A 22,925-nucleotide genomic window follows, 5' to 3' on the forward strand; every position below is an offset into this window, starting at 1 on the left:
CTTAGTGAAGTCCTTTTTCTTGAGTAATTGCTTCTACTTCACGCATTGCTTCTTCGTTTAATGCATCTAATTTATTATTTGCAATGTACGAATACACACCACAGAGCAGGAATGACAATACAATAATGCTCAAACCTAATGGCATACCAATCGTGGTTACACCACCACTCACGGATTGCATCAAGAACTCTTTGTTATAGCCCACAAGTAGCATGAAGCCGACATAGACCACCAACATGATGATCGTCAAAGTCCAGCTCAACTTACTTTTACGGCTAACCATTTCCTTAAATTTTGGATTCTGTAGAATTTGTTCTACCTGTCTCTCATCCATAATGTTCTCCTTACGCCGAACCTTGGCGCGCAATTTTCTAATTCGAATTATTTCGAAGCTAAACTTACCAATGTTCCTTATCTCTTGTAATTTAGACTTTGGTCGTTAAATTTTGAGCAATAACCTCCCTAAGCCTATGGATGCGTTATCATTAAGCGAGAATTAATATGCTGCAGGCTCTATGAATAGTTGGCTTATCGTCGGGGTATTGGCCCTTTACATCGCATTACTCTTTGTATGTGCATTCTTTGGTGAAAAGCATGCCAGCAGGCTCAGTACTCGCGGCAGAATGCTTCTCTTTAGTCTAACTTTAGGGGTTTACTGTTCATCTTGGACGTTTTATGGCGCAACAGGTGCCGCGGTTCGTGAGGGCATTATTTTCCTGCCGATCTATCTAGGACCGCTGCTATTTGTTGCGCTCGGCTATGATATTTGGCGACGTTTAGGCCGTGTCCGTCAGCATCATGCCATTTCATCGATTGCCGACTTTGTAGCAGCACGATATGGTAAAAGTGGCCCCTTAGCGTCATTAGTCACGATCCTTGCCGTGATTGCCATTATTCCCTATTTAGCCTTGCAACTACGTGCAATTGCCCTAAGTGCAACGGTCATTTTAGAACCGACCGCTGGTCTGACCAGCACCACCAATAGTGTGCTGTTTTTGACTGGTGTATTGGCGATTTTGGCGATGATGTTTGGGACACGACAGATTGCCAATACTGAACAGCACGGCGGCTTAATGTTGGCTGTGGCATTTGAGTCTTTCGTCAAGCTGTTTGCACTACTTGCAGTCGCATTTTTCTTTGTTTTTGAATCACCTGAAAACATGGCTCAAATCAGCCATGACATCAACACCACCTTTAAAGATGTTCAGCTCAAAGGTGTGCCAGAAAGCTTTTGGATTCAAACTTTATTGGCTGCATTAGCGATTATTTGTCTACCACGTCAGTTCCATGTCGCGGTGGTTGAACTGCGAGATGAAAAGCATATCCGTGGTGCTCGTCGTTGGTTTGCCATTTATCTGATTTTAACTATTATCGCGATCATCCCGATTGCCAGTTGGGCGCTGCATGCAGCACCTGCCTACTTGGCAATCCCCGATGTTGCTGTGCTCTCACTGCCTTTGAGTTATAACCAAGACTGGTTGACCTTACTTGCATTTCTCGGTGGTTTTTCAGCTTCGACAGGTATGCTGTTGGTGTCGTCAGTGGCCTTGTCGATTATGCTCAGTAATGACTTGATCATGCCTGCACTGTGGCGTACACGCTTATTGTCACGTCATGACAAACGCCTACCACTCGTACTGAAATTCACACGTCGTGTATGTATTTTAGCGGTCATGTTATTGGGCTTCTTGTTCTTCCATTTCTTCAATGACATTGACCAATTATCGGTATTTGGCCTATTGGCCTTCAGTGCTGTGGCACAGTTTGCACCGGCGTTAATTGGTGGTTTATATTGGCGCGGCGGAAGTAAGCAAGGCGTATATGCAGGTCTGTTGGTCGGCTTTGGCATGTGGGCTTATACCCTGTTATTACCAACCGTATTGCGTAGCCTGCCTGAACAATTTAAAACATTTACCGAAAATCTTTTAAGTCAGGGTCCGCTAGGCTTGAGTTGGTTACGTCCTGAAGCACTGTTAGGGTTTGAATCTTTCGATCCACTTACCCATGGCGTAGTTTGGGCACTGGGTTTAAATATCACCCTCTATATTTGGATTTCCCGCGTCTTCCGTCCAAGTGTTGCCGAGCAAATTCAGGCCGAAAGTTTCTTTTATTATGAAACCAAGCCCCTCCCGGCTCAAAGTACATCAAACGACATCAGCTATATTCACCATGATGTGGCACGCTTAAAAGTAGGTGATCTGATTACTTTGGCAAAACGCATTACCGGTGAAGGTCCAACTATGCGCGCCTTCAACCAGTTCTGCGCACAAAACAATGTCGTTTTGAATGAAAATAGCAGCGCCAACGGCATGTGGTGGCGTTTTACCGAACAGTATCTTGCCGGCACCATCGGTGCGGCATCTGCCCGTACCCTACTCACCACAGCCATGGTCAATAATGGTTTAGCACTCGGTCAGGTCGCCAATATTCTTGACCAAGCCTCACAGTGGCAGCGCTTTAACCAAAACCTGATCATGACCATGATCGACCATATGACTCAAGGTGTGTCCGTGGTTGATGAAAATATGTGTTTGGTGGCATGGAATAATCAATATCTCAAACTGTTTGATTATCCAAAAGACATTGTCTATGTCGGTTGTCCAATTTCAGACTTAATTCGTTATAACGCTGAACGCGGCGAATGTGGTCCCGGTTCAGTCGAAGAACATGTGCGTAAACGTATGCATTGGATGCAAGTCGGCAGCGCACACGAATTTGAACGGATCCGTAAAGATGGCCGTGTAATTCAGATGCGCGGGAACCCAATCGAAGGCGGCGGTTTCGTGACGACCTTTGCCGATATTACTGCATTCCGTGAAAATGAAGCCTTGCTTGAAGGACGTGTACAAGACCGTACGCAACAGTTGGCAGATGCCCTGTCTGAACAACAATTGGCACGTGAGCAAGCCGATAAAGCCAATATGTCGAAAAGCCGCTTTATTGCTGCCGCAAGCCATGACTTATTGCAACCGATGCATGCTGCTCGCCTGTTCAGTACCGCCCTCGAGCAAAGCGTACAAAATGACGATGATCGTAAAACGCTTCAGCAACTAGATCGTGCGCTGCATGGTGCGGAAAGTATGCTCTCTGCCCTCTTGGATATTGCACGACTCGAAGGCGGAACCATTCAACCGAAACGTCAACCTTATCCGCTGCATGACTTACTCAGCGATCTTGAACTGCAATTTAAATCGATTGCAGCACAGCGTAATATCAAACTGACCGTACATGATGCTCAGTTCTGGATTGACACCGACCCACAGTGGATTCGTCGTATTATTCAAAACTTCGTCAGCAATGCCCTACGCTATACGGCGCGTGGTCGTGTTGTGGTGGGTGTGCTACGTTCAGCACGTCCAGGACATATTCGTATTGGCGTTTGGGATACAGGTCCAGGGATCGCGGAAGAACAGCGCATTAAGTTGTTCCAAGAGTTCGAACGCTGTGGACATACCTCTCCTTGGGGCGAACAGGGTCTAGGTTTAGGTTTAGCCATCGTGCAACGCATGACCAGCCTACTCGACTACCCAGTGCATGTGTTCTCAGAACTTGGTCATGGTTCGTGTTTTATGATTGAAGTGCCTGTGGTCGCTGCGCCAAAAGTGGTCGCTGCACCGACTCAAGCGGTTCCGCTGAAGACCAAAGCCTATAAGATTCTGTGCTTAGACAATGATGAAACCATTTTGGAAGGGATGTCGACCTTACTGACCAAATGGGGCTATCAAGTCTTTAAAGCCACTGAACCTGAACAGGCCATGGAGTTGATTCAACAAGAAAATATTCAAGTTTGGTTGGTTGACCAACACTTGAATAACAACAAGATCGGTCTCGACTTTATTTTAGATAACCGTCAGGAAAATGTCCCTGTGGCGCTGATTACCGCAGATTCTGATCCTGAACTACCGCAACGTCTAAAAGAGTTAAACATCGTCTTACTGAAAAAACCATTGAAACCGGCTTCACTGCGTTCATGGTTATCTGGTTTAAAAATTTCAAATCAGTAGCGTTGTTACAGGACATCGCTCTGTGAAAAGTAGCCCATTTCATTCACATGAAATGGGCTTTTGTTTACCTTGCTTTTACTTAAACTTACCTAACTGGCAAAAAAATTTGTCTCAACGGCAAGACCATTCAAAATAGCCCCGATATTTCGTCTATTTATTAGCCATAAATATCAAATTAAGATTGCCTATGGCAAAAGATATCGAATGCGTGAGTGAACACTTGCACACTTAGTTACAATTAAAAATCTATTTGATTTAAATCATATTTTTATAACCAAAAATAAAAACTAAAACTTTAGTCGTATATTTAGCTGCGGCCGTTCGTTTTAAAAATATTCATAAGAAGTTGATCAGTTTCAAGCCAATTCAAGAAGCGTCATAACTCAACACTTGAGAAGCTGATCTCCCCCGCATATTAGGAGTGATCTTGTGAATATTTCAGAAACAATGCCGCATGGTTTTGATCAAAATCTACAGTTTCATCGTCAGTATGGTGCCAATGCTATTTTGCCAGAGATCGATTGGCGTCAGCTATTTAAGTTCAGCAAATTAAGTGATGTGCAAGTCGAAGCGCTGGAAACGCTCTATCGCAGTGCCGTTCCTCTCGCGTTACAAGTGTTTGATGAACTGAATTTTGATGTCTTTGCGCCGAATGCCTACAAACCTCAAGGCCTTGGCTTATTCGATCGACTGGCAGAGCAAGAAGACCTACTGCTGCAAAATTTAGAAGCAGAATCCAATGGCTTGGGTTTGGACACCCGTCATCAGATTTGGAGCATGCTACTGCGTGGTGGTGCGGTTTTGGTGTTTAAAGCGTGGCTCGGTAAAGTCAAAACCGACAAAAACCAGCTGGATAAAACACAGTTTGATGAATTATCTGATTTACTATTTATTAAAACAGCGCCATTTGAATTGGCACAACGTTTGAATGTCGATGCCAACTCCAAGCAAGACCATATCTTCCTGATGTATGACAATGATGTTTATCTGGATCGTTTTAACAGCTTAGAAACTGCAGCCCTATTTGTGGATTTGGGTGTTTATGATGCGGCTTTCCTGAGTTTACGTGATGACCGTGTCGCGGATTATCTCAAAGCGCGCGGCTATGTGTCCGATGAACAAATTGATGAATTACAATGTGCGCTCAACCCTTTGTACTGTACCGATCTGACGCCTAAGCAAGACTATATTGCTTAAGTTATTGTTGAAGTTGTTTATATAAGGTATTAACTGATGTTACGCAGTAACATCAGAAGCACAATTTGATTCAAATAAAAGAACGATACGCGGTAACGTCATCCGCAAGTGTTTGAGACAGGACGACTTCTAATCACAAATGTTTTTGCGATACTTTGAATAATTTGGCGCAAGTGAACGAGTTTTGCGGATGACAATGGTTTTGGGTACTTTTGCCGAAACAAAAGTACCTCCAGCCGAAGGCTGATCCCTTTATTTAATCCCTAGATGTAAGACTCCGTCGAACTGACTTAAAAATCATTTTAAAAATGCGAAATTACTTTTAGGTGCGTAATATCAGTTATTGGTTTAATTCGCATTGTTCTATCGCTTAAACAGCATAAAAAAAGACCTCCACGATGGAGGTCTTTTTTTTGAAAAAATCCTTAGATTTTCTTTTCTTCAATATTCAATGCATTAATTGCCAATACGGCTTGAGTTCGGTTTTGTACGCCCAACTTACGGAAAATCGCCGTCACATGTGCTTTGATGGTTGCTTCAGACACATCCAACTCATAGGCAATTTGTTTATTCAACAAACCTTCCGCCACCATCATCAACACGCGGAATTGTTGCGGTGTTAAAGACTGAATACGTTCTGCCAATGCCGTTTCATCTGCAGCACGTGGATCAAAGTTCATATTGGCAGGTAAATTTGGTGGCAACCAAATCTCGCCTTCTAAGACTTGACGAATCGCTTCACCAATGTGACTTGGATGCGCAGATTTTGGAATATAACCCATCGCGCCATGTGCAATCGCACGTTGGATAATCGACGCTTCTTCATGCGCAGAGACCACAATGATTGGAATCGATGGATATTGTGCGCGAATATGCACCAAGGCAGAAAAGCCTGAAGCACCTGGCAAGTTTAAATCCAATAACACAAGATCAGGCTCAGGGCCATTTTCAAGACGTTCATAGCATTCATTGACTGCTGCAGTCTCATGAATTTGCGCCTGAGGCAAACTATAACGAACCGCCTGAATTAAAGCATGACGAAACAGCGGGTGATCATCAACGATTAAAATATTCATAAGCAACGTGAGAGATCTTGTGCACAATGACCCTATTCTAACCACACATGCTATGTGAAGGATATGCAAGAACTTATTTTTTTGCATTTAAAATGTAGATTTTCACCTAAAATGCGTCTTTTTTCGCATTTTCTATAAATCTTTAAATCTAATCATATTTTCATATAAATTTTATCAACACAGTAAAAATGCGTATATCTAAGCATTATATGTTGAAATATCAACAGTTTAAAATTTGAAATTTCACAAATCTTCTGGTTTTTCCAACATATCTAAAAATCAGATAACTTTTCTGATTTTCGTTATTTTACAGTGATCCACCCATCGGGATTAATAAAAGGCATTCCGAGAAACCACACTTTTAGGTTTAAAAAATGTCTCAAGTTAATCTACAAAAACCCCTGAATATTGTTGCTGTGTCAGGTGGTCTAAACAATCCATCTAAAACCGAAGCTTTGGTACAAGCTATTGTTGATGAACTCGGTGATGCAACTCCAATCAATGTGCATTTTATTAAGTTTAGTGAAATTGGCAATTTATTAGGTGGCGCGATTTACCGTAACCAATTGCCACAACGTGTACAAGATGACCTTGCTGCTGTTGAAGCTGCTGATGCACTGATTGTTGGAACACCCGTTTACCGTGCTTCATTTACAGGTCTGTTTAAACACTTCTTTGACTTTGTCGAACAAACTGCATTGGTGGATGTACCTGTCTTGCTTGCAGCTTCGGGTGGTTCTGAACGCCATGCTTTAGTGCTTGAACATCAACTGCGTCCATTGTTCAGTTTCTTCCAAGCGCAAACATTGCCGATTGGGGTCTATGCAACAGATCGTGATTTCACCCCTGAATACACCATTCATAGTGAATTACTCCGTGACCGCATTACTTTAGCCGTAGCACGTGCGCTGCCGATTTTGGAATGGGCTCCAGCCAAAGGTCAGCGTGCTGAAGTGGTGAAAGCCAAGTCTCAACAAGCCAACCAAAACTTGGGCATTAATAAGCAAATCGAGCAAGAAGAAGTCCTTCCTTCTGCAGCTGTTCCAAGTTTGGATGCCGCTGAAGCTCGACTGCATAGTAAAAAGCCAAAAACGCAAGTGGCCTAAACACCACAGCATAACAATTCGATCCCGAGGGTTTGCAAAATGTCAGTACAAGAAAAAAACATTACATTTGCGTATTGGGTACCAAACGTCAGTGGTGGTTTGGTGGTCAGTAATATTGAACAGCGTACCGATTGGAGCTATGACTATAACGTGCGTTTGGCACAAGCTGCAGAAAAAAGTGGCTTTGATTATGCGCTGACTCAAATTCGTTTTACCGCAGGCTATAACGCGGAAAATCAACATGAATCGGTTAGTTTCAGTCATGGTATTTTGGCCAAAACCGAAAAGCTCAAAGTCATTGCAGCGATTTTACCCGGCCCTTGGAAACCAGCTCTGGCTGCGAAACAATTGGCGACCATCGATCATCTTACCAATGGCCGTATCGCGATTAATGTCGTGAGTGGTTGGTTCCGTGGTGAGTTTGATGCGATTGGTGAAGAATGGCCCGAGCATGATCAACGCTATGCGCGCTCTGAAGAATTCATTCGTAGCTTAAAAGGCGTGTGGACGCAGGATAACTTTAGTTTTGATGGTAAATACTATCAATTTAAAGACTACACCCTATCTCCAAAACCGGTGCAAAAACCGCATATCGAGATCTTTCAAGGTGGCAGTTCACGTGCAGCACGTGACATGGCATCCCGTGTTTCCGATTGGTACTTCACCAACGGCAATAGCCCTGCTGAGTTGAAAAAGCAAATCGATGATATTCGTGAAAAAGCCAAAGCCAACAACCATCAGGTCAAAATCGGGGTGAATGCCTTCATTATTGCCCGAGATACGGGGGAAGAAGCCCAAGCGGTGCTTCAAGCGATTATCGACAATGCCAATACCGAAGCGGTCAATGCCTTTGGCGATGCAACTCGTGAAGCAGGTGCATCCACCAAAGAAGGCGAAGGAAACTGGGCAAAATCTACTTTTGAAGATTTGGTTCAATATAACGACGGCTTTAAAACCAATCTGATTGGCACGCCACAACAAATTGCAGAACGCATTGTGGAACTCAAAAGTGTAGGCGTCGATTTGGTTCTCTCAGGTTTTCTCCACTTCATTGAAGAAGTGGAATACTTTGGCGAAAAAGTGTTGCCACTGGTTCGTGAACTGGAAGCTCAACAGCAGCAAGTTGTGCAGGCTAAATCAGCATAATTGTTGATGCAGTCACAGCTCATGTAATCAGCATAATAATCACAACCGGCTCACTTCACTTTCCTCCCCTAAGGCTCGGCTTAGGGGATTTTTTATCTCGAGTCCCATTTAAAGATATGCTTTGATTCTAGAAAATGAGCTAACCTATAGACAAAGAAAAAGCCCGACATCCTGTCGGGCTTTTTCTATATGGATACTTAAGCATGACTCCTGTCTTGCTTCACAGTCCTGATGGTGAACACTTTGTTATTGTTTTATGTTCCGGAACGTCCTGTTCCTGTATGAGTTCATCTTAGGTAAAATTTAAAAGTACGCCTAGCGTCAAAAACTTCGTTACTTGTACGCTTAAGCTGACAAAATTGTGCGCAATCGGTTAACTTAAACCATAGATATTATATGGTTTTTTATAAAAATCGATATTTTTTAAATGGTTTTATCACCAATAGACACCCCGTAATTCCTATGATATTTCCAACAAAACACGAGGCAATAAGCATGCAACTGGTTTGGTTTCGACAAGATTTAAGACGACATGACCATAGCGCACTGTGGCAGGCGACACAGTCTGGTCCAACTGTTGCCTTTATTGCGCTTTCTCCTGAACAATGGGCAAGGCATGATGATGCCCCCATCAAAATCCATCGCTATCTTGCCCAGTTGGAACTTTTGCGACAGCAATTGGCTGAACTAAATATTCCACTGATTATTCAGCATATTCCGGATTGGTCAGACATCGCCACTGAGCTTTTAAGCCTATGCACTCAACTCAATGTACACACGGTTCATGCACATATTGAACACGGTGTGAATGAACTCAAACGAGATCGCCAAGTACAACAGTTATTAGAACAGCAGCAGATCTCTGTCGAGTTGTACCATGACCGCACCCTGTTTCCTGTTGGCAGTATTCGCAATCAATCTGGACATCCTTATCAGGTTTTCGGTGCATTTAAGAAAAATTGCTACGAAAAATTGAGCATCAGTCTGCCTACTTGTTATCCCGCTATTGAAGCCCAAGCGGCTCTCGCCTCGCATCCGCTGTGGCAAAATCAATTTGATTTAAGTCCTTTTTATCCCACATCGCTGTTAGCTGCTCAAATCGAGCTTTGGCCGATTGGGGAAAATCATGCACAGCAGTGCTTAGATGAATTTATAGAACAACATCTGCATCGTTATGCTGATGATCGGGACTATCCAGCGCTCAATGGAACCAGTCGAATTGGCATGTATCTCAACTTGGGCATCTTGTCTATTCGCCAATGTCTGCAAGCCCTGTTTCGTGAACAAGGCGGCTATTTCCAGATCAACCACAGAGGACAACAAACGTGGCTCGATGAGCTGCTTTGGCGTGAATTTTACCAGCACATTTTATTTGACTACCCGCAAGTTTCTCAGCACCAGCCGTTTCAAACCAAAACCTTAAAAATAAAATGGCGCCATGCACCACAAGACTTTGCTGCGTGGCAATACGGCCAGACGGGCATTCCGATCGTCGATGCAGGGATGCGTCAACTATTGGCTACGGGTTGGATGCATAATCGGGTGCGGATGATTTGTGCCATGTTCCTCAGCAAAAATCTACTGATCGATTGGCGGTTGGGGGAGCAATGGTTTATGCAGCACCTTGTCGATGGTGACTTAGCAGCCAATAATGGCGGTTGGCAATGGTGCGCCTCGACGGGTACAGATGCTGTACCTTATTTTCGGATTTTTAACCCGATCAGCCAATCTCAGAAATTTGATCCGAACGGGGATTATTTACGTCAATGGCTACCTGAACTGGCAGATTTGGATGCAAAGCAAATTCACCAACCCTTTGCCAAAAATCCTCAACTAGAATTGAACTACCCTCAACCGATCGTCGATTTAAAGCAGTCTCGCTTAGCTGCAATTGAAACTTTCCGAGCATTGTAGGCCATTGCCAAGATCGAACTGCTAGGGATCAAAACGCTGTACTGAAATGGTCACTCTAAGGCATAGCCGATCGGTCGTTTTGTCCCTACAATACAGAAAACGCAAATCATTTTAGAGACGCTCACATGTATACAGGCATCGTGCAAGGTTTAGAAAAAGTCTTAGACATTCGTCAAGGCAATGGCTTCACAACCTTGGTGATTTCAAATCATCAGAATTTTTTTCATGATGTCTTTATCGGGGCAAGTGTGGCGATTAATGGCGTGTGTTTAACGGCCACACATATTGATTTGGCAGCCAACCAAGTGCATTTTGATGTCTCTGATTTGACCAATCAACTCACCACGTTAAAAGCACTCAAGGCCGGTGATGAGGTCAATGTCGAACGCTCAGCCAAAGTTGGAGCAGAAAATGGTGGTCACAATCTATATGGTCATATCGAAGGCACAGCCACGATCAAAAACTTAGAGCATCGCGGGGAAACCTTTCATCTCGATATTCACATTCCGGCAGGCAATATTAAATATTTCTTTCTCAAAGGTTTTATTGGACTCAATGGTTGCAGTTTGACTGTGAACCGTGTTGATCGTGCCAATAGTGAAATTTCAATCGATCTCATTCCTGAAACACTGCGTCTCACCACATGGAAAGATGTCCAAGTCGGTGATGCCGTGAATTATGAAATTGATCAAACAACGCGAACCTTAGTCGATACCTTAGAAAATATTCATCAGCGTTAAATCGACTGACAGCACATTGCAAAAAAGCGTCCAAAACGGAGGCTTTTTTATTGGCTCATGTGCAATATACGTTTAAGAATAAAAACTTGGATCTGGCACTTTGGCTGTGAGCACCCATTCACCGACCTCCTGATATTTATAATCAATCGGATCGTGTAAGGTCTGGGTACGTACATTGCGCCAGAAGCGATCTAAATTCAATTTGGCCGTCGTGGCACGTGCGCCCATCACTTGGAAAATATTTTGCGTAATGTACAGCGCACTATTGGTGGCCGCAATTTTGGCTGTTGCAATCGCAATAGAAACTTCTCCACGTTGTTCCGCCGTTAAAGCTTCACCAATCTCCCAAGCCCATTGCAAACGCTGAACCGCTTTATCTGCCAATAAACGTACACTTTCTAATTGCACATAAAACTCAGCAAAATGCTTTTGAATAAATGGGTCATTCACTGCATTTTCAGCTAAAGATTTTGACCATGCTTTTTGGCTTTGTACCGTTTCTTTTGCTGTTTCAAATGCCCCTTCGGCTACCCCCAAGAACATATGTACAAAGATCAACTGTGCAATCAAAGGGCGTAAACTCGAATAAGGTGTACTTAATGGGCCTGGGTTCAGTAGTAATTCATCTTTGGAAATTTTAACTTGTTCAAAATGGCTACTTCCACTGTCGGTTTGACGTTGTCCCATATTGTCCCAATCGCCGAGAAAACTGACGCCTTCACGTGCTGTAGGAATCACCCCGATCAATAATTTTCCGTCTTCATTGAAGCCAGAACACAGCAAAATGTCTGAATCCATGGAACCCGAACAAAAACTTTTATCGCCATGAAAGACGTATTCGTGTTCAGACAGTTGCGTCGCTGTAGTACGACGGTCTAAGGGGTTTAAGGTATTGCCCCAAAATAAATGCTCACGTGCAGTCTGTTCAAACCACGGGCCATATTGCTCGGGCTGCGCGAACAACTGTACGGTTGCAATCAATAAATGATGGAAACCATAAACATGCGCCAATGAGCTATCCACTTGAGCAATGGTTTGAATGGTTTTAAAAATCGTCTGCCAATCTGCACCCTGTCCACCGTATTGCTGTCCAATGGACAATGCAAGTAAACCACTTTGACGAATCAAATCACGTTCAGCTTTGGGATTTCCCCCCTGCTTATCACGCTGAGCAGCCGTCGTGGCAAATTCTGCCGCCAGTTTTTGGGCAATATCGATCGGATCTTGAGTCAATGGAGTTGAAGCATTCATATGTCTGTCTGATTATTCTGTTACAGTTTTAGCTTAACAAAGTAGAGGCATTCAGCTTATCTCAATGCCTGCAGTCTATATCTGTAAAATCTATATCTCATGAAATCTAAGTCACCAAGATTCAGGCGACTTATAATTTGATCATTTTATACGTCGTATTTAGGATGGATAAAATGCATCATGAACGTCCCTTCATCCTAATCAACTTTTATAGGAGAAAGGACGTTCATTATTGCTTTAATAATCCTTCATATAAGCCATAGTGAACTTTCATCAGAACGTGATCACTCACGCTCAAATTGTTCTTATGACTTCGGATAAACCGTAGCAATCAAATGTTCAACCACTTGAGGTTCTGCCAAGGTCGAGGTATCACCTAAAGAGTCCAACTCATTGGCCGCAATTTTTCTTAAAATACGGCGCATGATTTTACCAGAACGGGTTTTCGGTAAGGCCGGCGCCCAATGCAATGCATCTGGCGTTGCCACTGGTCCAAGGACTTTGCGTACCCAAGCCACCAGTTCCTGACGTAACTCATCCGTCTCTGCTGTCCCTGCTTGTAAGGTCACAAAGGCGCAAATCCCCTGTCCTTTAATATCATGCGGCATACCCACCACCGCAGACTCTGCCACAGCATCATGTGCAACCAGCGCACTTTCAATTTCAGCCGTTCCCAATCGGTGTCCTGAAACGTTCAAGACGTCATCCACACGACCAGTAATCCAATAGTAGCCAGACTCGTCACGACGTGCGCCATCACCTGTAAAATACGTCCCCGGATAAGTGGAGAAATAGGCTTCAATAAAGCGCTCAGGATCACCCCAAATGGTTCGCATTTGTCCCGGCCAAGAATCCTTAATCACCAAATTGCCTTCTACGGCGCCTTCAAGCTCATTGCCTTCAGCATCCACTATCGCAGGTTGTACACCAAAGAATGGACGCGTCGCTGAACCCGGTTTTAAATCAGTTGCTCCCGGCAATGGCGTAATCATGAAACCACCCGTTTCTGTTTGCCACCATGTATCCACCACTGGACAGCGGCTTTCACCTACCACGGTGTAGTACCAATTCCATGCCTCTGGGTTAATGGGTTCACCCACCGATCCCAATAAACGTAAACTACTGCGGTCACTTTCTCGGACAAAGGCATCGCCTTCTCGCATCATGGCGCGAATTGCAGTCGGTGCCGTATATAAAATGGTGACGTTATGTTTATCGACAATATGTCCCGTGCGTGCCCAACTTGGATATTGCGGCACCCCTTCAAACATCACGGTCGTAGTACCATTCGACAATGGGCCATACAATACATATGAATGCCCAGTGATCCATCCGACATCTGCGGTACACCAAAACACATCATCTTGTTTTAAGTCAAAAACTTCACGGAAAGTACAATTCACATAGGTTAAATAGCCTCCCGTGGTATGCAATACACCTTTCGGTTTTCCAGTTGAACCTGATGTATATAAAATAAACAGCGGGTCTTCGGCATTCATGGGTTCAGGTGGACAAATATCATTAACCGACATGATTTCCATGTGATACCACAAATCACGATCCGCTTTCATTTCGATCGGGTTACCTGTACGGTGCACCACAATGACATTTTGAACCGAAGATGTGCCTTCGATGTCGAGTGCAAGGTCGACATTTTCTTTGAGTGGGATGGGCTTACCACCACGCATCCCACAATCCGCAGTAATCACGACTTTCGCCTGACTATCATCAATACGACTTGCCAATGAGTCTGGTGAGAAACCGCCAAAAACTACGCAGTGTACAGCACCAATTCGGGTACAGGCCAACATCGCAATTGCCGCTTCTGGCACCATTGGCATATACAACACCACACGGTCGCCTTTGCCCACACCATGTTTTTTCAACACATTGGCAAAACGGCAAGTTTCATCATGCAGTTCTTCAAAAGAAATGATTTTATGCCGTGAAGGATGATCACCTTCCCAAATAATGGCCGGTTTATGTGGATGTTCTTTTAAATGTCGATCGAGGCAGTTGGCACTGACATTCAGTTCACCGTCAGCAAACCACTCGATCTTGAAATCATCTTGCTTAAAATTGGTATTTTTAACTTGGGTAAACGGTTTGATCCAATCGATCTTTTGCGCTTGCTCCGCCCAAAACTCATCTGGTTGTTCAATTGATTTTTGATAACGCTCAAAGTACTCCGACTCATTGATGCGCGCGGTTTTTTTAAAACTTTCAGGTACTGGATAGATCTCTTTCATATTGTATTTTCCTTGATCTGATTCATCTCATCACGAGATGCCATGCCACATTTCTACTTTTATAATTTCTGCATCACAGCAGTATGACGATTAATTTTTAATCGCAGCAATCATGCTTTGGTCGTATTATTCTTTCCCATTTAAAGCACATCTATAAGCAAAATTTCAACAAAAACATGTTTCAATTCAGTATCTGATCAGTTCATTTAAACCTATACTGCAAAGGTAATTTTACTCAGCATTCCGCTTTTTTATTCTTCCATACACGTTGAGTTGACCCAAGCATGAATACCAATGACTCTTCTTTCTTTTCCCGTCAGACGACCACTACATCGGATAATCCCCTGAAACCTGATGGACGTTTTGGTCGACTGAGCATGATTGGTTGGTACGGCTTTCTCAATATCATCAGCTTTTTTGCCTTGATCGCTTTAAGCCTTGCCGTTGGGATTTTCAATATCAATACTATGGCGTTAAATGAGCAATTTGTTGGCATATTTACTGGGGTATCTGGCCTCGCCTATTTGGCGATTATTATTCTCTACATTTATTTTTATTGTGTCTTTGTCGTGCGTCGGCTGCATGACCTCAATAAAGCCGGTTGGTTGCTACTATTATTATTTATCCCCGTGATCAATTTGTTCTTTATCCTGTATTTATTATTGGCCTCAGGCACACCGACCGTAAATCAATACGGCGCGCCACGCCCTGCTGCGGTTTGGGAAAAAATTCTGGCATGGTTGATGATTTTAATCAGTGTCTTGTCGCTCTTGGCTACAGGTAGCATCACGTCTTATATGATGGGTAGCGGAGAAATTGAATCGCCAACAGAAATCATTCAACAAGGTACTGAATATTTCTAAGCCACTAACCAAATTTGAGCCTGTCTGAATTTTGATACATCTGTTCGCAAGCCTGTAAATGAGGGTTATTTTCGCCACTAATTTCAGGCAAAATAGCGAAAAACCAGAACATTTGGAAAACTCGTGGCTGAAAAAGAAAATGCCTTGAGTGATGTCACTCAAGGCACGACTCAACTTTTGCAAGAGGCAACAGAAAAAACCGCACAAACCGTGCTGGAACATACCTCGAAATATAATGACGCATACTCAACGATCGATAAATTTGTCGATGGATTTTGGGAACGCCTGCCATATATTTGTATCGCATTAATTGTTTTTACGATCTTCTATCTACTGTCTAAACTCTTTAGATTCTTTGTTCGTAAAGCGCTCACTGACCGCTCTTACTCAAAACAAAATCTAGTTTTGGTCCTGAACCGTGTGGGTAGCTCAGCCATTATGTTCTTCGGTTTCCTAATTGCAATGGTCATTGCGATTCCTGGGTTCACACCGGGTCAGCTCATGAGTGCATTGGGGATTGGTTCGGTCGCAATCGGTTTCGCGTTTAAAGATATTTTCCAGAACTTACTGTCGGGTATTTTGATTCTCCTCGGTGAACCGTTTAAAATCGGTGACGACATTATTGTGTCAGGAATGGAAGGTACGGTTGAAGATATTCAGATCCGTGCAACCTTCCTACGTTCTCCCGATGGTCGTCGTATCGTGATTCCAAACGCGACGGTTTACACCAGTGCGGTAACGGTGAATACCGCTTATCAACGTCGTCGTTGTGAATTTGTGGTTGGTATTGGTTATGAAGATGATATTCAAAAAGCTAAAAATATTGTTTTGGCTATTTTGGACAAAGACCCAACCATTTTGAGCCAACCTGCGTTTACCGTAAACGTGAATGCTTTGGCTGATTTCTCGGTCAATCTGAATGTCCGTTGGTGGGTAGATACCACAGAGACCACCACTGCGAACTCGATCAGTGAAGTGCAAGAACACGTTATCCAAGCATTCAATCAAAATGGTATTTCAATTCCTTACCCTGTACAGGAAGTTAAAGTTTACCGTGGTGATCAAGCTGAGACAGAAGCGTCAACAGCTAAATAATCGCCCTAAAACGTACGGAATCACAGTTTCTGTCCGGATAATTCGGTTGCCTAAGCTGACTGCTTGGCAGCCGTTTTTTATGAGTAAATCGACCTCATAAGGGATATATCCACCTTCAGGTCCAATGATGATCGTACATCCATGTTGAATTCCTGTAGGCATCACATCTTCGACATAAGGATGCGCCACATAAGCGGGATAGTCTGACGAGATCATGCTCGGTAGAACATCCTCCACAAAGGGTTTAAAACGTTTATACAGTTCAATTTTGGGCGCAATGGTGTCACCTGCCTGCTCCAAACCTAAGGTCACATAGTGATCGAGCTGCTGTAAAAATGGGGTCTGCCAATAGCTTTTATCCACGCGATAACTGTGCAGCAAAATGATTTTTTCTACGCCTAAGGTGACGGCATCCATGATCAGACGGCGCAACACTTTCGGACGAGGCATTGCCACAATTAAAGTCACCGGATGCTTTGCAGGTACTTCTTCTTCTTGTAAGGGTTTAAGTTGAATGCGCTCATCACTGATACTGACGATTTGGGTTAAATAGCGTCTTCCTTCCCGAATACCGACTTTGAGTGTATCGCCCACCTGTATATTCACATGGTTTTTTAAATGCTCAATTTGACGTTTGGCGCTAATACTCCAAAGTTCAGATTCAGTTTGACGAGGATCAAGCAAGACGATGTTCATAAATAACCATATCAATTCACGCAAAGCATATGTCATTGAGGACAGGCGACATGGATGTCGCCTGTGCGCTGAGGTACAGGAAGTACCTTCAGCGTACAGAGGATTTTTGCTACTTTTAATCCTTTAAAAGTAGATTATGCCTACGAATAGGATGTTCAACGATCACCATAAAATAAGGCCGTGATAAAACTTGCCTAATAAAAATTAATGTATCGCAAAATTAAAACTTAAAGGTACTGATCAATCACTTGAATATGTTGAGCCAATGACCCTGTATTCTTTTGCATAATCTGCTGCGCTGCAGCATTCAAACACTGAGCTTGAAGCTTATCTTCGATTAACTCAAACAACACCTGAGCAGCCTGTTCTGCATCTTGCACTACTCTCACGCCTTGAGCAGCAACGAACTCATCCACAATGGTCTGAAAATTAAAATAATGCTGACCTAATACTGTCGGGACATGCAGCGCGATAGGCTCCAAAATATTATGTCCACCGCCCGGTTCATTTAAAGAACCACCGACAAAACACGCCTGACTCAGTGCCAGCCAAAGCCATAATTCGCCCATACTATCCGCCAAATATACTTGCGTTTCAGGCTGAATCGTTTGCTTTAAACTGCGGCGCTGTGTGCGTAAATTCAGTTTCTGCGCTTCTACAAAAACGTCATCAAAGCGTTCAGGATGCCGTGGTACGACGATACATAACAGCTCAGGCTGTTGTTGCAAAATCGGCTGCAGCGCTGCGAGTAGTTTTTGTTCCTCGGGCGCATGCGTACTGGCAATGGTGATGATTTTACGATCTTGCAAAGCCCAATCTTGACGCAACTGCGCTGCTTGTTGCACAAAGCTATCAGGCGCATGAATATCAAACTTGATACTACCGACGACCTGACTGGTATGCGGGTTTGCACCCAACCCAATAAATCGCGTTAAAGTTGCCTGATCTTGCGCTAATAATTGTTTTAAACTCTTTAGCATCGGCTGCGTCAAACTCGGGACTTTGCCATAACCCTTCGCCGATTTTTCAGATAATCTGGCATTAATTAATAAACTCGGAACGTTAGCCTGATCGGCTTCAATCATCAAATTTGGCCAGAGTTCAGTTTCGACTAGAGCCAACATTTTCGGTTGATATTTTTCGATAAAACGACGGACTAATTTTTTTTGATCTGCCGGCAAATACACGGCCTGAAACAGCGATTCATACGGTGCTTTTAAAAATAATTGTTTCGCACGCGCTTGTCCGGTTTTGGTGGTATTGGTAACTAAGACCGGATGACCTGCTTTGAGATAATGTTCAATCAGCGGCTGCGCAGCGTTAGTTTCTCCGACGGAAACCACATGAAACCAAATTGCATTACGGTTTTTAACTGGCTGAAATGGCCCAAAGCGCTCAATACACTCTTGCTGATATAGTTGGAAATCTTCAGCACGTTTTTTGATGCGCCATTGATATAGCGGCTTAATCAGCGCCAAAGCTGCGTTATACCAAAAAGGAGTAGTCAAATTATTACGCTCAAAAACGGTTTGAATCGGCAGAATATATCAGAGCATTATCCACATGTTAATGGATAATGCGTATTCAAGTGTCGATTAATAGGTTGAACGACCTGAACCAAATTTATTTTTCATGCTTGGATAATCAATATAGCCTTCGGCTACATCAGTTCCAATCATATTTTCCAACTGCAATTCATTCAGTGCAGCATTCGCCAGCAAACGTTCAAACAAATCTGGATTGGCAATATAGGCTTTACCAAAAGACACCGCATCGGCTTTACCTGAGGCCAATAAATCAACGGCATCTTCACGGCTTAAACGCATATTGGCAATGTACGGCACACCATTTGAGCGCTGTTTCAGATAGTCACTAATACTGTCATCCGCCAGATATTCACGGGTAAAGAAGAATGCAATCTTCCGTTGCCCCAACTGCTCTAAGGCATAGCCAAAGGTTTCACGTGGATCATGATCGCCCATGTCGTGTTCATCACCACGCGGCGCAAGATGCACACCTACACGACCTGCCCCCCACACTTCAATCAGCGCATCCACCACTTCAAGCAATAAACGTGCGCGGTTTTCGACAGAACCACCATACTCATCTTCACGTAGGTTGGTTTTGCTTTGTAGGAATTGATCGATCAAATAACCATTGGCCGCATGCAATTCCACACCATCAAACCCCGCTTCTTTGGCTTTGATCGCAGACTGTTTGTATTGTTCTACAATGCTTTTGATTTCTGCAATCTCTAATGGACGTGGCACGACATATTCGCGTTTTGGGCGAAGCAGACTGACATAACCCGCCTGTTGTACCGCACTGGCAGAAACTGGTGTATCACCATTCAAAAGATCGGGATGTGAGACACGTCCGACATGCCACAATTGTGCCACAATTAAACCTTGCTGTTCATGTACGGCTTGGGTCACCAATTTCCAGCCCTGAACTTGAGCATCGGTAAATAAACCCGGCGTCTGCAAATAGCCATTAGCTGCTTCTGAAATGACTGTTGCTTCTGAAATGATTAATCCAGCACTTGCGCGCTGTGCATAATATTCAGCCATCATCGGCGTTGGAACACGGTCAATGGTTGCACGACTACGGGTTAGTGGCGCCATTACAACGCGATTTTTGAGGTGTAAATCACCCAAAATGAGAGGAGTATTAAGTTCAGCCATATGTCTCGCCTGACACTTCAAATGCGAAAAATGATTTAAAGTGAGTTCTGCAGATAATCAATATATTGCTGAATGAGTTCTTCATTGCGTGAGAAATACGACCATTGACCATATTTCTCGGCTTGAATTAAGCCCGCCTGTTGTAACACAGACAAATGATTAGACATCGTAGACTGCGAAACATTACCGAGTTTTTCGATATTGCCAGCGCATACACCACGATTAAAGCCGCCACATTGTTCTTCTGACAAAAACTGTTCTGGTGTTTTCAACCATTCCAAGATTTGACGTCGAGTCGGATTGGCAAGTGCTTTAAAAATTAAATCAATATCCATAATTTAAACGGGTTTAATTAAATAAAAATTTGGACAACAAAGTTCTATTCAGCATCTTGAATACACTATATCGTATTTTTTCGATTTTTATATCGATTTTTTTAGATATATTGATCAAGAACAGATAGAACTTTGTTTTCTATATAAATTTAAATTACAAACCTTGTTTGAGGCTGGCTTCAATAAACTTATCTAAATCACCATCAAGTACTGCGCCGGTGTTTGAACTTTCCACACTGGTACGTAAGTCTTTAATACGCGAGTCATCTAAAACGTATGAGCGAATTTGGCTGCCCCAACCGATATCGGACTTGGTATCTTCCAACGCTTGTGCCGCATCATTACGTTTTTGCATTTCAAGTTCGTACAATTTTGCACGTAACTGTTTCCATGCATGGTCACGGTTGGCGTGCTGTGAACGTTGGTTCTGACATGCCACCACAATCCCTGTTGGAGCGTGAGTTAAACGTACCGCAGAGTCTGTTTTGTTAATGTGCTGACCACCCGCACCAGATGCACGATAGGTATCAGTACGTACATCAGCTGGATTGATTTCAATTTCAATATTGTCATCAATTTCAGGCGATACAAAAACCGCTGAGAATGAAGTATGGCGACGATTACCCGAGTCAAAAGGTGACTTACGGACTAAACGGTGTACGCCGGATTCTGTACGTAACCAACCATATGCATACTCACCTTCTACACGGATCGTTGCAGACTTAATCCCTGCCACATCACCATCAGACTCTTCCATCACTTCTGCTTTAAAGCCATGACGTTCAATCCAACGTAGATACATACGCAGTAACATGGATGCCCAATCCTGTGCTTCAGTACCACCAGAACCCGCTTGAATTTCGACATAGCATGGGTTCGGGTCCATCGGATTACTGAACATACGACGGAATTCTAATTTCGCAAGTTCTGCTTCCGCTGAAGTTAACTCTGCTTGCACATCCGCAAGTAAGCTTTCTTCCTCTGCTTCAACCGCAAGATCCAACATCGCTTGGGCATCTTCTAGTTGAGTTGAAAGCCCTTCGAGCACGTTAATGACGTTTTCGAGTTCACCTTTTTCTTTTGCCATTGCTTGCGCACGGCTTTGATCATTCCAAATTGCTGGGTCTTCCAGCTCACGTAGAACCTCTTCTAAACGCTCTTTTTTCAGATCGTAGTCAAAGATACCCCCGTAATGTTTGACCACGGTCGTTTAAGTCTTTTAGCTGTAATAGATACGGATTAATTTCCACGTGAATTACTCTCAATCAAAAAATTTGGCTTAAATAGCCGCCTATTATATCACAGAGCATTTGCACAGTTTCAGCCAGATTGATCATCCAAATCATTGACTTTAATGTACATAATATGAACAATACGCTCGCATTACTATTTATTACATTTTTTTTACAACAATAATGTTTCGAGGGTTTTATGAAAAAGACATTACTTGCACTAGGATTAGCTGTTATCACTTCATCAACTTTTGCTTATGACGGCCAAATTGACGCTGGCTATACTTATACGGATTGGGATGATGACTTTACAGATTCAGATCATGCATTTGATGTAAAAGGCACTTTGTACTTTGATTCAGTACAAACTGGTAAAGGCCCATTAAATGAAGCTGCTTTTCTTGGTCACAATAGCAATGTTTATGCTAGTTATGGCTACAATATTGTGAAAAGCAATGAATATGCAGCTTTACTTGATAATACAATATTAGGCACTGCAAAAGACGAAGACCAATACCATACGCTTAATGTGGGCGTAGAATATTTTGTTGAACAATTTTACTTAAATGGTTCGATCGGATATCAAAAATGGGAAGGCGAATCTGAATTTAAAGCCCCTGGAATTTCACTTCGTGCAGATGATGATGCTGACCGCACAACATATAAAGCTTTAGTAGGTTACCTACCTGTTTCTAACCTATTACTTGCTGCAGGTATTGATGGCTATACTGGCGATGGTGATGACGAAGACAACCGTTTTGCTGTAAAAGCAAAATATGTTGCACCTTTGAACAATGGCCAATACATCAACCTTGAAGCCGATGGCGCTTTTGGTGATGTAGATGCTGTTACGATTGGTGCAGACTACTATTTCGACCAAGCTTTTAGCGTAGGTGCAGCTTATAACATCGTTGATGATGGTGATGAAGACACGGATTACTTCGCTATTCGTTCAAAATACTTCCTAAACCCGAACCTAGCAATCGGTGGTCAAGTTGGTTTTGGTGATGACGTTCAAGCGTTCAACATCAATGCAACTTTACGTTTCTAATTTCGTTTGAATTAGGAATGTGCATTAAAAAAGCACCTCAAATTTGAGGTGCTTTTTTCTTTTCGATGTAATATTTACTTTAAAAAAAGTCCAATTGTTGACCAAATAATCTACAAATTCATAATATCTACACAGTTTTAATAAAACAAAACATTAATAATAATTATATATTTTTCAATATCTTAAATTAATAAAATTACATAAAATTACCGAATACACAGTTCTGCAACTTTGCAGCGATTGACCATCTTTAAAAATTCTCTAGACTAAAACTTGTAACAAAAAA

Annotated in this window: 18 protein-coding genes; 9 read left to right on the plus strand and 9 right to left on the minus strand. The window is 43.0% G+C overall.

Features of this window, described 5'->3' with window-relative positions; all coding sequences use genetic code 11:
• Window position 1: 1 nt before the first annotated feature.
• Window positions 2-334 (minus strand): DUF485 domain-containing protein, encoded by a 333-nt coding sequence (locus MST17_RS15180; protein ID WP_078190540.1) that lies wholly within the window; start codon window positions 332-334, stop codon window positions 2-4.
• 181 nt (window positions 335-515) lie between these two features.
• On the opposite strand from MST17_RS15180, the gene MST17_RS15185 reads away from it, so the two are divergent.
• Both MST17_RS15185 and MST17_RS15190 read left to right on the plus strand, forming a co-directional pair.
• The gene (locus tag MST17_RS15185; RefSeq protein ID WP_180022766.1) at window positions 516-4,004 is read left to right on the plus strand and encodes a PAS domain-containing hybrid sensor histidine kinase/response regulator; all 3,489 of its coding nucleotides are present in this window, start codon (window positions 516-518) and stop codon (window positions 4,002-4,004) included.
• A 447-nt stretch (window positions 4,005-4,451) separates the two neighbouring features.
• Window positions 4,452-5,201 (plus strand): hypothetical protein, encoded by a 750-nt coding sequence (locus tag MST17_RS15190; protein WP_171525947.1) that lies wholly within the window; start codon window positions 4,452-4,454, stop codon window positions 5,199-5,201.
• Between the two features lie 425 nt (window positions 5,202-5,626).
• Here MST17_RS15190 and MST17_RS15195 read toward each other — a convergent pair whose 3' ends face one another.
• Window positions 5,627-6,277, minus strand: a complete 651-nt coding sequence (locus MST17_RS15195; RefSeq protein WP_078190543.1) for a response regulator transcription factor — start codon at window positions 6,275-6,277, stop codon at window positions 5,627-5,629.
• A 374-nt stretch (window positions 6,278-6,651) separates the two neighbouring features.
• On the opposite strand from MST17_RS15195, the gene msuE reads away from it, so the two are divergent.
• The 4 genes from msuE (at window position 6,652) to MST17_RS15215 (ending at window position 11,183) form a co-directional block, all read left to right on the plus strand.
• A complete protein-coding gene (msuE, locus tag MST17_RS15200; RefSeq protein ID WP_078190544.1) occupies window positions 6,652-7,383 on the plus strand; it encodes an FMN reductase in 732 nt (243 codons plus the stop codon).
• Between the two features lie 39 nt (window positions 7,384-7,422).
• Window positions 7,423-8,529 carry a dimethylsulfone monooxygenase SfnG gene (gene sfnG / locus MST17_RS15205; RefSeq protein WP_180002713.1) on the plus strand — a complete coding sequence of 369 codons (1,107 nt, stop codon included), beginning with the start codon at window positions 7,423-7,425 and terminating at the stop codon, window positions 8,527-8,529.
• Window positions 8,530-9,024: 495 nt separating this feature from the next.
• A complete protein-coding gene (locus tag MST17_RS15210; RefSeq protein ID WP_180025900.1) occupies window positions 9,025-10,443 on the plus strand; it encodes a deoxyribodipyrimidine photo-lyase in 1,419 nt (472 codons plus the stop codon).
• 125 nt (window positions 10,444-10,568) lie between these two features.
• Window positions 10,569-11,183, plus strand: a complete 615-nt coding sequence (locus MST17_RS15215; protein ID WP_180022763.1) for a riboflavin synthase subunit alpha — start codon at window positions 10,569-10,571, stop codon at window positions 11,181-11,183.
• Window positions 11,184-11,255: 72 nt separating this feature from the next.
• On the opposite strand, the gene MST17_RS15220 is transcribed toward MST17_RS15215, so the two are convergent.
• Complete coding sequence (locus tag MST17_RS15220; RefSeq protein ID WP_180025899.1) at window positions 11,256-12,434, minus strand: acyl-CoA dehydrogenase family protein; 1,179 nt, start codon at window positions 12,432-12,434, stop codon at window positions 11,256-11,258.
• Between the two features lie 305 nt (window positions 12,435-12,739).
• A complete protein-coding gene (acs, locus tag MST17_RS15225; protein WP_180022761.1) occupies window positions 12,740-14,683 on the minus strand; it encodes an acetate--CoA ligase in 1,944 nt (647 codons plus the stop codon).
• Between the two features lie 284 nt (window positions 14,684-14,967).
• Here acs and MST17_RS15230 point away from each other — a divergent pair, with 284 nt between their 5' ends.
• The gene (locus MST17_RS15230; protein WP_180022760.1) at window positions 14,968-15,546 is read left to right on the plus strand and encodes a DUF805 domain-containing protein; all 579 of its coding nucleotides are present in this window, start codon (window positions 14,968-14,970) and stop codon (window positions 15,544-15,546) included.
• 123 nt (window positions 15,547-15,669) lie between these two features.
• Window positions 15,670-16,641, plus strand: coding sequence for a mechanosensitive ion channel family protein (locus MST17_RS15235; protein ID WP_078193200.1), 972 nt, complete (start codon window positions 15,670-15,672; stop codon window positions 16,639-16,641).
• Here MST17_RS15235 and MST17_RS15240 read toward each other — a convergent pair.
• From MST17_RS15240 to prfB, 5 genes are all read right to left on the minus strand, one after another.
• A complete protein-coding gene (locus MST17_RS15240) occupies window positions 16,627-17,337 on the minus strand; it encodes a 16S rRNA (uracil(1498)-N(3))-methyltransferase (protein WP_180022759.1) in 711 nt (236 codons plus the stop codon). The genes MST17_RS15235 and MST17_RS15240 overlap by 15 nt on opposite strands.
• A 227-nt stretch (window positions 17,338-17,564) precedes the next feature.
• Window positions 17,565-18,845: a 3-deoxy-D-manno-octulosonic acid transferase gene (locus MST17_RS15245; RefSeq protein WP_180025898.1), complete on the minus strand. Its 1,281-nt coding sequence runs from the start codon at window positions 18,843-18,845 to the stop codon at window positions 17,565-17,567.
• Window positions 18,846-18,932: 87 nt separating this feature from the next.
• Window positions 18,933-20,021, minus strand: a complete 1,089-nt coding sequence (locus tag MST17_RS15250) for an alkene reductase (RefSeq protein ID WP_111884475.1) — start codon at window positions 20,019-20,021, stop codon at window positions 18,933-18,935.
• Window positions 20,022-20,056: 35 nt separating this feature from the next.
• Complete coding sequence (locus MST17_RS15255) at window positions 20,057-20,356, minus strand: helix-turn-helix transcriptional regulator (protein ID WP_078190555.1); 300 nt, start codon at window positions 20,354-20,356, stop codon at window positions 20,057-20,059.
• A 154-nt stretch (window positions 20,357-20,510) separates the two neighbouring features.
• A protein-coding gene (gene prfB / locus MST17_RS15260) for a peptide chain release factor 2 (RefSeq protein WP_111884474.1) occupies window positions 20,511-21,606 on the minus strand; the annotation gives its coding sequence in 2 pieces (ribosomal slippage) (window positions 20,511-21,533 and window positions 21,535-21,606; 1,095 coding nt in all).
• A 181-nt stretch (window positions 21,607-21,787) separates the two neighbouring features.
• Here prfB and MST17_RS15265 point away from each other — a divergent pair.
• The gene (locus MST17_RS15265; protein ID WP_180002695.1) at window positions 21,788-22,639 is read left to right on the plus strand and encodes a porin; all 852 of its coding nucleotides are present in this window, start codon (window positions 21,788-21,790) and stop codon (window positions 22,637-22,639) included.
• Window positions 22,640-22,925: the final 286 nt, after the last annotated feature.

Source organism: Acinetobacter sp. YH16056_T (assembly GCF_024605895.1).
Lineage (GTDB): Bacteria > Pseudomonadota > Gammaproteobacteria > Pseudomonadales > Moraxellaceae > Acinetobacter > Acinetobacter amyesii.

Coding starts and splice junctions, on each gene's coding strand:
- MST17_RS15180 (WP_078190540.1), bottom strand. CDS start 334: ATGGATGAGAGACAGGTAGAACAAATTCTACAGAATCCAAAATTTAAG.
- MST17_RS15185 (WP_180022766.1), top strand. CDS start 516: ATGAATAGTTGGCTTATCGTCGGGGTATTGGCCCTTTACATCGCATTA.
- MST17_RS15190 (WP_171525947.1), top strand. CDS start 4,452: ATGCCGCATGGTTTTGATCAAAATCTACAGTTTCATCGTCAGTATGGT.
- MST17_RS15195 (WP_078190543.1), bottom strand. CDS start 6,277: ATGAATATTTTAATCGTTGATGATCACCCGCTGTTTCGTCATGCTTTA.
- msuE (WP_078190544.1), top strand. CDS start 6,652: ATGTCTCAAGTTAATCTACAAAAACCCCTGAATATTGTTGCTGTGTCA.
- sfnG (WP_180002713.1), top strand. CDS start 7,423: ATGTCAGTACAAGAAAAAAACATTACATTTGCGTATTGGGTACCAAAC.
- MST17_RS15210 (WP_180025900.1), top strand. CDS start 9,025: ATGCAACTGGTTTGGTTTCGACAAGATTTAAGACGACATGACCATAGC.
- MST17_RS15215 (WP_180022763.1), top strand. CDS start 10,569: ATGTATACAGGCATCGTGCAAGGTTTAGAAAAAGTCTTAGACATTCGT.
- MST17_RS15220 (WP_180025899.1), bottom strand. CDS start 12,434: ATGAATGCTTCAACTCCATTGACTCAAGATCCGATCGATATTGCCCAA.
- acs (WP_180022761.1), bottom strand. CDS start 14,683: ATGAAAGAGATCTATCCAGTACCTGAAAGTTTTAAAAAAACCGCGCGC.
- MST17_RS15230 (WP_180022760.1), top strand. CDS start 14,968: ATGAATACCAATGACTCTTCTTTCTTTTCCCGTCAGACGACCACTACA.
- MST17_RS15240 (WP_180022759.1), bottom strand. CDS start 17,337: ATGAACATCGTCTTGCTTGATCCTCGTCAAACTGAATCTGAACTTTGG.
- MST17_RS15250 (WP_111884475.1), bottom strand. CDS start 20,021: ATGGCTGAACTTAATACTCCTCTCATTTTGGGTGATTTACACCTCAAA.
- MST17_RS15255 (WP_078190555.1), bottom strand. CDS start 20,356: ATGGATATTGATTTAATTTTTAAAGCACTTGCCAATCCGACTCGACGT.
- MST17_RS15265 (WP_180002695.1), top strand. CDS start 21,788: ATGAAAAAGACATTACTTGCACTAGGATTAGCTGTTATCACTTCATCA.